At 49.5% G+C, this 13294-nt stretch carries 10 protein-coding genes; 4 read left to right on the forward strand and 6 right to left on the reverse strand.

Features of this window, described 5'->3' with window-relative positions; all coding sequences use genetic code 11:
* Window positions 1-14: 14 nt before the first annotated feature.
* From JOD24_RS07335 to JOD24_RS07350, 4 genes are all read right to left on the reverse strand, one after another.
* Complete coding sequence (locus JOD24_RS07335) at window positions 15-953, reverse strand: DUF1177 domain-containing protein (RefSeq protein WP_429246651.1); 939 nt, start codon at window positions 951-953, stop codon at window positions 15-17.
* 14 nt (window positions 954-967) lie between these two features.
* Complete coding sequence (locus tag JOD24_RS07340) at window positions 968-2029, reverse strand: S-methyl thiohydantoin desulfurase family protein (RefSeq protein WP_429246652.1); 1062 nt, start codon at window positions 2027-2029, stop codon at window positions 968-970.
* A gap of 20 nt (window positions 2030-2049) precedes the next feature.
* Complete coding sequence (locus JOD24_RS07345; RefSeq protein WP_429246653.1) at window positions 2050-3615, reverse strand: OPT/YSL family transporter; 1566 nt, start codon at window positions 3613-3615, stop codon at window positions 2050-2052.
* A 620-nt stretch (window positions 3616-4235) separates the two neighbouring features.
* Window positions 4236-5000, reverse strand: coding sequence for an IclR family transcriptional regulator (locus tag JOD24_RS07350; protein WP_429246654.1), 765 nt, complete (start codon window positions 4998-5000; stop codon window positions 4236-4238).
* A gap of 603 nt (window positions 5001-5603) precedes the next feature.
* Between JOD24_RS07350 and JOD24_RS07355 the strand changes: the two genes are divergently transcribed.
* A complete protein-coding gene (locus JOD24_RS07355; protein WP_429246655.1) occupies window positions 5604-6482 on the forward strand; it encodes a CPBP family intramembrane glutamic endopeptidase in 879 nt (292 codons plus the stop codon).
* 279 nt (window positions 6483-6761) lie between these two features.
* On the opposite strand, the gene sfsA is transcribed toward JOD24_RS07355, so the two are convergent.
* Both sfsA and JOD24_RS07365 read right to left on the reverse strand, forming a co-directional pair.
* Complete coding sequence (gene sfsA / locus JOD24_RS07360; protein ID WP_429246656.1) at window positions 6762-7457, reverse strand: DNA/RNA nuclease SfsA; 696 nt, start codon at window positions 7455-7457, stop codon at window positions 6762-6764.
* 195 nt (window positions 7458-7652) lie between these two features.
* Window positions 7653-8789: a zinc-dependent alcohol dehydrogenase gene (locus JOD24_RS07365; protein WP_429246657.1), complete on the reverse strand. Its 1137-nt coding sequence runs from the start codon at window positions 8787-8789 to the stop codon at window positions 7653-7655.
* A gap of 403 nt (window positions 8790-9192) precedes the next feature.
* On the opposite strand from JOD24_RS07365, the gene JOD24_RS07370 reads away from it, so the two are divergent.
* From JOD24_RS07370 to JOD24_RS07380, 3 genes are all read left to right on the forward strand, one after another.
* Window positions 9193-9534, forward strand: a complete 342-nt coding sequence (locus tag JOD24_RS07370; protein WP_380162762.1) for an ASCH domain-containing protein — start codon at window positions 9193-9195, stop codon at window positions 9532-9534.
* A 128-nt stretch (window positions 9535-9662) separates the two neighbouring features.
* Window positions 9663-11792: a DNA helicase RecQ gene (recQ, locus tag JOD24_RS07375; protein WP_429246658.1), complete on the forward strand. Its 2130-nt coding sequence runs from the start codon at window positions 9663-9665 to the stop codon at window positions 11790-11792.
* Between the two features lie 286 nt (window positions 11793-12078).
* A complete protein-coding gene (locus JOD24_RS07380) occupies window positions 12079-13152 on the forward strand; it encodes an acyl-CoA dehydrogenase family protein (RefSeq protein ID WP_429246659.1) in 1074 nt (357 codons plus the stop codon).
* The last annotated feature ends 142 nt before the right edge of the window (window positions 13153-13294 follow it).

Raw genomic sequence — 13294 nt, forward strand, 5'->3', positions numbered from 1 at the left:
TCCCACCTTTTTCTTTACTGAGTTTGACCCATCGTTTGCAAAATTTTCATCGAACCGTACAGCTTGTTCAGGTGTGTAAATTCTTGTTCATCATAGAAGGAGCAGATTCCCCGGGTATACTCCTTCGCCACTTCAACCGCCATCTTTACCGCGAGGGCGATATCCACCTCATGGCTGGCTCCTGTCCCGCATCCGGGTACTGCCGACTGAGCGGTAATGGCCAAACCGACGACTGGGGAGGAAGTGGCGACAGCAGGTTGTAAAATGCTATTGATATGGTACACATCATTTCCGTAGGGAGTGATATCCTGCATCGTAATCGGAAATGTGACCGGCAATTGTCCTGTACACATCTCCATTATCCGCAAGAGGTCATCACTGATCCGCAGGATGTAACCCTCTTTAACCGTCGGCGAGATGGCGATTCCCTTATGGTTGATCGCTCGGTTGCCCTTCGTCGTATCGATGGAGAGAATGGCATCTACCTCTAGAACCACCTCATGTCGGTTCATAGTCAGAATATCCACCGGAGAACCCATGAAATCCACCGGCTCATGGGGTTGGGTCGGTGCATCGGGGCAGATATGAGTAGTGATGATGACATCCCCTGGCAGATGATCTCCCTTGGCCTTCATCTCAGCCAACTTGAGAGCACTGGCCACCGCTGCAATCGCCCCGTCGCCGTCAGAGACGAGACCGATCCGGCTGGGGCGTGCCCCCAAACCACCTAATCGCCCCACGATACCAAAGGTGGGGGCGGTTCCCCCGACTGTTTTCCCCTTTTCCCCAGGAATGAGGATTTTGATGAAGTCGGTATTTCCTTTTTCCCCTTCCACCGTCTGAATGGTGACCGTCACATCAGGATACTGCTCAAACAGTTGTTTCACTTTTTGTCCAGACGCATGAGCGTCGTCTACAGTTTCATATACAGTGAGTGTCTGTTGCAAGGACATGGTTAAGTCTCCTTTCACGACATAGCGTATGGAATGATCGATTGCTCGATGATGTCTTCAATTGGCTTCAAGAGCTTAGGGTTTCGCATCGTGGCACCCAATTTAAGATTTTCTTTGGGGACAGCGATGACAGCTATGGATTGCCCCTTGGAAATCTCCGCTGATACGATGGGCCTGCCGGTTTCAGCGTCAAATGTCATGATCAGATCCGGGAAGGTGGCCAGTCGTTCACCCTTTCGCTCCAAGGTCATATATTCGTTCCAGAAGGTGAGTTCATGGGAGTTGACCGTCACTTTTCCTACATCAAACCCGCCAGAGGTCTGCAATTGGAAATCAGTCACCTCTCCCTGAGTGATCACTCTCCCTCCCAATTGGGAAGTCACAGCTTCCACCGCCTGTTCACCACTGTGATCCAGGAGGGTGGTCCCCACTTCAATCGCTTGTTGAATCGCTCCCGGAGCTCCATTTTGTTTCACGTATCCGACTTTCACCGGATTTCTGGCCACCGCCAGCAAACCGCCTGCTTGGATCGATGCATTTCTAATAAGGGAGGATGTTTTGTCTAGAGAGCCCGACGTAGAGATCTCCATATAACGATCCCCCTTGCCTCCAGCAGCTGCCTGGATCGACACATATTCTGCATCCTCCGATAAATTCATCGCCCCCATGCTGCCGGTGGGATGCGCTCTTCCATTGGAAGGGGCATCCAAAACAGGGATTCCTGCCATAGCCGATTGAAGCCATCCGTTCACCGTGGTGCCAGCTCCGTTTTCATTGGTTATGATTCCCCGAATTCTCACATCCAGTTTGTCGGATAACAATTCCAATGCGCGAATGTAGTGTATCGGCTTCACGTATTGGTCGACAGCAGCAGGAGCCCCCACCAGAGCAACGGTTACGATGACGTCATCATCCTCCATATCTTCTATCGTGATCAGACGAGGAGTGCCAATCTCGAGGGCCAGACGTCCCACCTTCAATCCTTCCTGAATCCAACCTCCCCCTCCTCCACCCAAAACGGCTCCGCCGTAAACAGCCGCTTCCACCATACGCTCATTTAAAACCCATCCAGCCATGATTGCCTGACCTCGCTTCATTACTTCATTTTAAATAAGGAGCTGAAGAAGCTGTACAAAGCATCCCCGGCAATAAATCCGGCAGCCATCACGCTCATCGAAGACTCGGCTTTCTTGCCTTTCCATTTCAGGACGATAAATCGAATCAAGATCCCAGCCAATACTGCCCAACCGGCTGCCGGATTTACCAATAACATCCCGGTGGCAAATAGCACTCCCAGTTGGCGTCCTGGACCGCCGATCCATTGGAGCAAGGCTCCCGGAATCGCCCACATCAGCAAGGTCCACGCCGTATCTCCCGACACCCCGGCATCGATCGTCGCCACATATACCTTGTCCACAGGCGGCACCAAGCCTTGGGCAAAGAACCCTTGATAAGTAAAAAGAACGGCAAGCACTGCAACACCGAAGGCGATCATGCCCGTGATCAGTTGCTGCTTTCTACCTTCCAACTCAAACTTGGGATCTTTTCCATTTCCACGGAGCTGGTATCCCGTTTTCAGGTCATATCCCATATCGGCAAAAGCGGCTCCAGTGGATGCACTAAATCCAGCCAAAAGCCCCAAGGCCAGCGGAGGAAATCCAATCAATACACCGACGACCAAGGTGATGAGAGCGACAGCAAAAGCGGGGAACCATCCCGAGTGCATCGCCGCGATCCCCACAATCAATTCATGGGCAAATGCCGCAAGGGTTGCGAACAGCAAATAAGCTATAAACATCCCCAAAGACATATGAGTGATCAAGCCACTGATGACAGATATGATCAGGATCACAATCAAATATGCCAAGAAACCGAACTTTAAAGTACGGGACATGTCCTGATCCGACTTCGTCGTCGTGGCCTCCTCGTTTTCACCTGAGGTCTCCTTTTTCTTGAAGATTACCCGGAAAACTTGGATGAAGGCGACCACCCCTGCTCCGATCATAAATCCGTGGGGGATATACAGTTCGTTTAAATCGATTCCAAATAAAGGAGTCGAATAACCGCTGACCAGCATCCCCACTCCAAACATCGTCAACGCCCAGATGTTCCCAATAAAAGCGACACCAAAAGCAGACATCGGAACACCTAGAAAAGAGCCGAGCAATCCGCCGGTCACACCGACTCCCAACAGACCCGCTCGTTTCCCTCCCTGATCCCCGGCAACGATCGACTCCGCCGTAGCAACTCCCAAAGGCCATGTTCCTGATGCGGGAAAGATTTTTGAATCAAACAGTTTATATAGCATCATGGCATCAACAAACATGGCGAGGGTAGCGCCAATCAACATGGGAAGGATCAACTCCGTTTTTCCCATGAGAAATGGGATACCGATGGGAATTAACAAACTGTTCGCTGCACCGAAGGTAGCGGAAGAGATCGAGGTTTGAATCAGGTTTTGCCGATGAACCGATCGGTATTTTTTAAATATCTGGATTGGAATCCGAGACACGACCACGGCGATGAGAGCACCGATAATCGACGTAGTAGGTGTGATCCCTAAGGTCACCAGGATCTGCATCCCGATGATGGCTCCCAACACAGCTGTCACCACAGTTAAGAAAAGAGTAAATGGTTCCAAAGCTTTTGGATGTTTCTTCATGCTCGAATTCCCTCCTCATCTCTCTCTATTAAATGATTGAATATTTCAAATACATCAAGTTTCAACGGTACTTTTTAACTATCACCCCCTAATATTCACTTCAGGACTGTTGATTAACCACAAAATGGATGATGGGAACGAAACGGTCCTTTCGCTCTTCCCATTGTGCCCCATCACAAAATATCGCTTGAGGGGACGGGGATGGTGGGACGGCTACGATCCCTTGCAAAGAGCGCAAAGGCTCTACCATACCGACCTGATTCCCTACCTAAAATATGGCTAATCAACACACCTGTCACTTTTTATCAGGGCTGTTGATTAACCAGAAAATGGGCGGCGGAAGGGAGTCGTGTGCTGCCAAAGCGACCTTTGCGCCACAGGCACTACAATCCAAAGGAGCTGAAGCTCTAGATTAAGGGTTGCCATCCTACCCAGCGGAGAATCTGGAGGGAGGGCGTTTAGGGGCAACCTCTTCCGTGTGTTGCTTCCGTAAGGCTTTGCCCCTGCCCGATGGTCAGATTTGGAGCGGCCAGTTTTCACTTCCTTGCTGGATGGCAACGGTCGCGTGGGTGAACACGATCTCCCCACCCAAAATATGGCTAATCAACACGCCTGACTTTTTATATATGGGTAATCCGATACCGATCAAAATAATTTTGGATCTCTGAACATTCCTGTTGCAGGATTTTCAACATCTCCGAGACATTCAAGTCTTTGACACGGTATTCAGGCCCAGCTATAGCCAGCGAGGCAACAATCTCCTGTTTCCAGTTAAAAAGCGGGACGGTCAAAGCAAATACAGACTCGGAGTATTCCCCAATGGAAAAACACCAACCCTTTTCCCTGATCTCCTCCAATTCGGAAACCAGCTTGTCGGTATCCACGATCGTCTTATCCGTCATCGGGTTTAACCCCTCTTGAATGATCGCTTCCTGCTTTTCCTTGGGGAGATATGCCATGATCGTCTTGTTGGAGGCACCTGCGTACAGAGGGGTCCGAGTCCCCACAGACACTGCATATTTGATCATTTGCGAGCTTTCGGCGATATCCGCGCACACCCCTTCCATTCCATCCAGCCGGGTCAGAAAAATCGATTCACCGGTTTTCTCAGAGATTCTCTTCATGATGGGATGGATGAAATCCAGCAGGCGAAACTTCTCTTGAACCAATTGGCCGTATTCCCAAAACTTAAGCCCCAACTCATATTTTTTTGTATCGTGGTTTTGAATCAAAAATCCGTGTTTTTCGAAAGTGGATAGGATGCGATAGACAATAGAGTGGCTCATATTCATCTCTTTAGCCAGTTCCCGTACACCCCAAGCGGTCTTTTTCTCTGTAAAGTACTTCAGGAGCTCAAGAGAGTTGTCCAAAGTTTTTAAACTCAATTCGCACACCCCTGTACCTATATTAGAACCATTGTTTCCTTTTGTGACAATTATAATGAAACACACAATATCGGTCAATGTATCATTCTGTCAGGACTGGAGATCATCCGGGAAAAAAGATGGCATGAAGAAGACCCATAGAATCCTGCCAAACCGCCACGAAATCCGGACAGAATCACGATAGGCAAAAAAGTGAAAGCTAATTCACCAAAATATGACCCCTCTATCTTCCAAGCTAATTTTTGTATAAAAAAGGAGTGTGGAGAAAATGAGAACGCATTTTCTCCACACTCTGTGTTACTGAAGTGGTTGATGAACCAGAAAACAGCCGGTGAAGGGAATCCTTACGTGCATATCCTTCGATTCAAATGGCTAAAAAGGGCATACGAATCCCCTGTGCGGCAAATTCATGAATCATATTAGCTTTTTCCCAATACCCAACCATTTGATCGAAGTACACGTTCCCCCTATGGATAGATCCGTAAGGGATCGATTCTGTCCACGAAAACTTGTAGCGGGTGATTTTCCCCTCTCAAATGCTAAGATTGGTATAATGGACTCATACTGCGGATTTTTGCTTCAAAAAGAAAGGAGAGAATTCTATTGGATTCGCCGAAATTCAATATTAGTCGGTTACTTTTGTACTTTGTACTTGTATCATTATTTCTCTTTGTATCGGGGAATATTGGACGATATTTGATAGAAACTCAAGGTGTGGATCAACAAATAGGCATGCTTTTACAAGGAGTGATTTTTACTGGGTTAACGCTTTTTGTACTTTATATACTTAAAAGGAAAAATTCAGACGTGTTTGAAAATATTGGCTTGAAGGGTGTAAATTCACCATCTAAGTTGATCGTCGGGATTGCGTTGCCTTTTATTTTACTCATATCAGGAATTTTAACAGCTTATTTATTTGGTGGCATTGAAAATGTTAGCTTGAACTTGTCAACAAGTGTTATAATTGCCATTTTAATCAATGCAGTGACAGCATTTATGTATGAGGCATTTCCAGAAGAAGTCTTTATCCGTGGACTAATATTTGAAGAGTTGCATAAGAATTTCCGCTTTATCATCTCATTGATTTTGCAACCGTTAATCTTCATCTGTGTGCCAATTATGGTGACTGCATTGGCGTCAATATTCTTTAGCGAGCCATTTGCAATAACTATAGATTATTTTATACTGCTCTTCACTTTTGGAATTGCTCTACAGCTATATAGAAAGTATACAGGATCACTATGGATGAGTATTATCTTCCATATTGTTTATCTTGAAGTGGCTAGATATATTTCCATGGGTGGCATATATAACCCAGATGTCGCTCTTTTAGAGTTTGATGAGAAATTTGGAGGATTCATGACGCTATACTTGTCATTTTTGTTTATAGTGGTATTTAGTGTGGTGGTGTTGTCAGTTTTGTTATTAATTGATAAAAGAAAAAATAGGCTAGGCGCGTTTGTTGAGGATTACAGACAATGATCATAAAAATTGTATAATACTTCACATAGAAAGAATTCATTTTACGAGGGAGGATGACGACATATGGCGGTTGTCAATATATTTTTATGGTAGCGGACCGAAGGGAGCATAAGGAACAAAAATATATTGACAACCTCACCAAACCCGGACCCTCTTGGCGTTTGCGATTTATCATTTTCTGATGGTTATCCACGCTTTATATATATCATCAGAAAGAGGCTTATTTTTATTTCCTGTACTTAGTGAGAACCATTCACCAACACACAGTAAGGCTCTCTCTTAAAGTTCCACCGGGAGTTCCCTCTCCACTGCTATTTCCCGGAAGTGAATGGAGCAAGCGTAGGCTTTGATCAACACTCCCTGATCATGGGCTTTACGGAGTTTTTCCGTCAGGATGGGATCGATTCGACGATGGGGGGTGAACCGGTGAACAAAGTCCATAAAGATCATGAAAACAACAGCGGCCTGATACCCTTGTTCCAAAGCAGTGATTAATTCTTCCACATGCTTCTGTCCCCGCACCGTCGGGGCGTCGGGAAACATAGCGATTCCGTCCTCCTCATAGGTAACGCATTTCACCTCCACCAGCGTCGATAGATCCACCCCGATCGAAAAGTCCATGCGACTGTTTCCGAAGGGGACTTCCCGTTTCAACGGTCCTTGGACCCAATCCATCTTCCCTTCATCAAAAGCATCCTCAAACACCCGGTTAGCAAGGGCAGAGTGAATACAGATCCAGTGACCCTTCTTGTTGACAAACTTCAGACTGTACGGGTGTTTGCGCCGGGGATTATCGGATTTCTCCAGCATCACTGGGGTGCCGGGAAACAACATCTCGTCCATCCGCCCGGTATTGGGGACATGAACCAGCTCCCGCTTTCCTCCCATCTCCACTACGGCCTGAAAACGATTGGGGCGCTCCACAAAGAATGCTGGGACAGGATCACCTGGTAAAACAACGGACAATCGGCTCACCTCGTTTTCATTCTCGGAAGTCAGGTATGAACATCTCCCGGATGAGACACGTGATACCAGGCGTGTTGATTAACAATAAAGTGGGTGGAGGAAACAAAATTGACCCTTTCGCTCTTCCTATTGCCCCCACACGCCTGACGTGATACATCGATTATCCGCGATCCCTATGGTTTTCTCAATTCCAATCCTAGACTGTCAGGGCTTTAGTACCACTTTGATACAGCCGTCCTCTTTTTTGTCAAAAATCTCATAAGCGTGTTCCGCTTTTTCCAAAGGCAAGGAGTGGGTGATGATCTCGGAAGGATCAAAGACCCCCTGCTCGATCATCCGATAAAGTTGCGGCATGTAATGGATCACCGGAGCTTGCCCCATTCGGAGGGTAATGTTGCGAGAGAAGAAGTCCCCCAAAGGGAAAGCGTTGTACCGGGTTCCGTAGACCCCCACGAGTTGAACTACCCCTCCCTTTCGTACCGCCTGGCTGGCGATCTGAATCGCCCCCATAGAACCACCCTGCAGTTTTAACGCTGTTTGAACCAGCTCCAAACCGGTCATTTTTCCGTCCATCCCGACACAATCGATCACTACATCGGCTCCACCCTGAGTCATCTCCTTCAAATAAGACCCAACATTCTCCTTCTTGGTGAAATCCACCGTCTCCGTCCTGTTGATTTTGCGGGCATACTCTAGGCGATACCCGATATAATCCACTGCAATCACCCGCTCTGCTCCCTTCAGCCAGGCAAAACGCTGGGTGAGAAGACCAACCGGGCCACACCCGAGGACAATGACCGTGTCCCCCCCTTTGACTCCCGCCTTATCCACTCCCCACCAAGCGGTGGGAACAATATCCGACAGAAATAGAAGTTTCTCATCTTCCAGTTCACTCTCCTTCGGTACCACAAAGGGTGTAAAATTCCCGAAGGGGATGCGCAGGTACTCCGCCTGCCCCCCGGCGTAACCTCCAAAGGTTTCAGAATAACCGAAGTATCCACCCGTCTCTCCGTGGGGATTGGATTGACTACACTGGCTTTCCAAGTGATTCCGACAATAAAAGCACTCTCCACAGGAGACGGTGAAGGGCACCACCACCCGGTCTCCCCGCTTGACCCGGGTTACCTCAGGCCCCGTCTCCTCCACGATTCCCATTGGCTCATGTCCGATAATGTAGTCCTCGGGCATATTGGGTACCATCCCATGGATCAGATGAAGATCGGAACCACAGATGGCTGTGCTGGTAACCCGGAGGATCAAATCATCCGGCTTCTCAATCTGCGGTTCCTTCACTTTTTTCACTTTGACATCCTTGATTCCTTGAAAAGTGACCGCCTTCAACAAAAAACACCTCCGTTACCATTCAACGAAGGTTATGGTTTCCATATACGATGTGATTTATCATGAAATGGTGTTTCTCCACACCCTCCCACCCTTCCCGTCCCCTCAAGAGCAATATTTTACGATGGGGGCAATGGGAAGAGCGTAAAGATTGTTTCGTTCCTATCATCCACTGATGAGGGAGCCAGGAGTTTACTCCCCACGATATACAGGGAAGGTTCAAGACAACGAAGGCCGAAGGCGAAGCCCTATTCGGAGCGGACGTCTCCACTTCCCTGTGGAAGGATAAGGTCGCGTGGTAAAGTAAAACACGATCTCCCCACATAAAATATGGCTAATCAACACACCTGCATTGCAGTCGGTTATACTGAAACTGACAAACCTTACAGGAGGAATGCCAATTATGGATTCAACTCCTTATCCCGAAAAAACTTGTTCCATTGATCGGCTGGTAACGAAAGAAGAGGATGTAAATCGTGTCTTGGCGGGAAAAAAGACATCCCAAAGGCGAAACGGTCTGTATGCTGTTCCTGGCGAACGGATGGAATTGGATGGAATTCAATTTGAAGTGGTCCGGGTCTATCGACAAACCTTGGGGGAGATGACTGACGCAGACGCACAATCTGAGGGACAGGCGGACCGGATGGCTTACCTTCGTTATCTGGATGGAATCCATCCCGGATTTTCCTGGCCCCCCGATCTGTCCATGTGGGTACACGAGTTCCGCCGCCTCCCCTCTTCTTGATTCAGCTGAACCCGTTTTCACTGTAACTACGCCACCCGCCCTCCCAATGACTCCCCCTGTTCCTCTCAGCTCCTCCTCCGATATAATGGTTTCATAGGAATCACGATGGAACATTTCATGGAAGGAGCATGTTTTTGAAACCGCTGGAGTTGTTGGAACGGTATTACGGCTACTCTTCTTTCCGTCCGGGACAAGAACAGATCATCGCGAGTATCCTGGACGGGCATAACACCTTTGCCATCATGCCCACCGGCGGCGGGAAATCGATCTGTTATCAGATTCCCGCCTTGATGATGAAAGGATTGACCTTGGTGGTCTCCCCCCTGATCTCCTTGATGAAAGACCAGGTGGATCATTTAAATCAGCTGGGCATTCCCGCCGCCTATATTAACAGCACCCTCTCCGTTGCACAGATGCAACAACATTTGCAGGATGCGGCCCGGGGCGCTTATAAGCTTGTCTACATAGCACCGGAACGACTGGAGTCTCCCCGTTTTCAGTCTCTGTTGCGGGACGTGCCCCTCTCTCTGGTCACCGTGGATGAGGCCCACTGCATCTCCCAGTGGGGACATGACTTCCGGCCCAGTTACCGGTCCATGAGCCATTGGCTCCAAGAGCTGCCCCACCGGCCAGTAATCGCCGCTTTCACAGCGACTGCCACCCAGGAAGTGCGGGAGGATATCGCCCGGCTTCTCTCCATCACGCCCCCCTGTGTCTTTGCCACTGGGTTGGAGCGAAAAAATCTTGCCTTCTCTGTTCTTCATGGAGAAAATGTGCGGGATTTTGCTGTGAAATACCTGAAGGAGCATCCAAGTCAACCAGGGATCTTCTACTGCTCCACCCGCAAGGATGTGGAGGCGCTGCATCGCTTCTTGACACAACGGGGATTTGCGGTGGGTCGCTACCATGCCGGGCTGTCAGAGGAAGAGCGATGGCAAGTCCAGGAGGACTTCTCCTATGACCGGGTACAAGCCATTGTCGCCACCAATGCCTTTGGAATGGGTATCGATAAATCCAATGTCCGCTTCGTCATCCATTGTCAGGTCCCCCGTAATCTGGAATCCTACTATCAGGAAGCAGGGCGAGCCGGCCGAGACGGGGAAGAGAGCGACTGCATTCTGCTGTTCAATCCTGCGGATATCCGCACCCAACAATACCTGATCGAACAGTCTGAGCTGACACCGGAGTTGAAGAGCAAGGAACATCAAAAACTGCAGGAAATCTATCGCTACGCCCATACCCAAGGATGTCTGCAACAAACCTTCGTTCGCTACTTCGGGGAGAAAGCGAAGGAACCCTGTGGCACCTGCAGTAACTGTACCGCAGAAGAGGAACAGACCGATGTATCCGTGGAAGCACAAAAAATTTTCTCCTGTGTCCGCCGCATGCGGGAACGGTTCGGAGTCACTCTGACCGCCCAGGTGCTAAAAGGTTCCAAAGCCAAACGGGTGTTGGATTTGGGATTCGATACCCTTCCCACCTATGGCCTGCTCCGCTCCTACTCCGAAAAGGAGATCACCCATCGGATCCGGATTTTGGCGGCGGAAGGGTATCTGCGCCTCAGCGAAGATGAGTACCCCACCTTATCCCTCACTCCCGCCGCCGTCGAAGTGTTGAAGGGGAAACGACAGGTGTTGCTCCGATTGAAGAAGCCGAAGGAGCGGACCACTCCCCGTCGGGAAGACCTGTTCGAAGAGTTGCGCGCCTTGCGGAAATCCCTCTCCGAAACGGAACAAGTCCCTCCCTACATGATCTTCCCGGACAGTACCCTGACCGACTTGGCTCGAGTCCTTCCCATAGACCGAGAACATATGCGGAGGGTGAAAGGGGTGGGAGAAAAGAAACTGGCCAAGTACGGTGACCCTTTCCTCACCACCATTCGGGAGTATGCAGAAAAACAAGGAATCTCTCCCGATGCCGAACAGGTGGTCGCCGTTACGGTCTCCTCGGAGAAAAAATCCGATTCTCCACCCAGTCACCTGACTACCTGGAGCTTGTGGCAAGAGGGAAAAACGCTGGATGAAATCAGTCAGGAACGGGGGCTCTCTCCCACCACGTTGGAAAACCACCTCCTTCGCGCCGCCGGGGAAGGTCACCCCGTAGACTGGGACCGACTCATCCCCCCCGGAGATGAAGTTCAGATCCGGCAAGCCATCGAGAAAGTGGGAGGCACCCTGCTTAAACCGATCAAAGAGGCATTGCCTGAGCAAATCACCTACACCGCAATCAAAGCGGTCCTGGCCAAAATGTCGGATTGATCTTAAGTCTGGGCTGTGGATCCACCAGGAAAGGGCCCCCCTCAAGCCTTCAAGCCCGCCATATCCTAGTGCTCCCTCAGAGAACATTGTGTGGAAAATCACAGAAAGGTAAGGATGGTGGGGATTTGATTCGCCTTTGCGCTCTTTGCAAGAGATCGGAGCCGCCCCACCATCCTGCCTCCGCCTTGCTGAAAAACAAGATCAAAGTTGCCTTAAGGAGCACTAGATGGAGCAGAGACTTAGACGCAGTAAATCTACACGCAAAAAACCAAAGGATGATTCAATCATGTTCAATGAGGATACGATACGTACCATCCGGGAACAATCCCACGAAATGGAACAAACCGGACGCTTGACCTCCCAAGCCTTAGAACTCATCTATGACCACCAGCTGTTCAAACTGTTTGTCCCCAAAGAACTGGGTGGCAATATGACTCCCTTGCCCGAGGCCCTGCGAATATTTGAAGAGACCGCCTGGATCGACGGGAGTCTGGGCTGGTTGGTCAATATCGGATCCGGCGGGGGATTCTTCACTTCATCTATCTCGCCGGAAGTCTCCCCAAGACTGTTTGCAAACCGAGAAGCTGTGATCGCCGGTAGCGGCTTTCCCGCGGGCAAGGCTAAGCCCGTCGAAGGTGGGTTTGTGGTCAGCGGGCAATGGAAGTTTTGTAGCGGCTCCACCCATGCCACGATCTTCACTGCCAACGCTGTCATCGACAACGACCCAATCCGCTCCTTCATCTTTCTGCCGGAACAGGTACAGATCCTGCCAGATTGGAATGCTTTCGGCCTGAAAGCGACGTCCAGCCACTCCATCATCGTGAAAGAAGTGTTCGTACCCGAAGAGATGACCTTCGATCTCATTCACTCTCCCTATCACTTCCAGGATCCAATCTTTTACTACCCCTTCGTGCCTTTTGCCCAGGCTTCTTTTGCCGCAACGGCCATCGGGATCGGCCAACACTTTCTGGAGGAAGCAAACCAACTCCTAGAAAAAAACAGAACCGCCTGGACAGCCTCTTCCCCGGATCGGGTCACCTTTGTAAAAGATCAGATCGAGGAGATGGAACAAGTCTTCAACCGCAGTGTAAATGACTTTCATCAAATCGTAGACGACTCCTGGGCTCAACAACTCCGCCAACACCCTCTCACTGAAGAGGAGCAACAACGGATCAGCCTTCAGTGTCAGAAGGCTGCCCAGACTGCCCTACGATGCGCCGGAGCCATCTTCCCCTTGCTTGGAATCCAAGCCGTGATGGAGGAAGCCCCCATCAATCGCATCTGGCGGGATTTGCAAACCGCCTGTCAACACACCCTGCTGGTCCCGTATCGGGACGTGGACATCACAAATCAGGAATGACGCCATTTACAAGGACCTGCATGCAGGCCCTTTTTTTATTCTGGAATCAAAAAAACAGAGGTAACCTAGGCCGAATCGGTTTCAAGATTACAGTCATCCCAAAAGTACAGATGGCTCAGGCGTGTTGATTAGCCATATTTAA

The sequence above is a fragment of the Kroppenstedtia sanguinis genome, from assembly GCF_050433445.1.
Lineage (GTDB): Bacteria > Bacillota > Bacilli > Thermoactinomycetales > DSM-45169 > Kroppenstedtia > Kroppenstedtia sanguinis.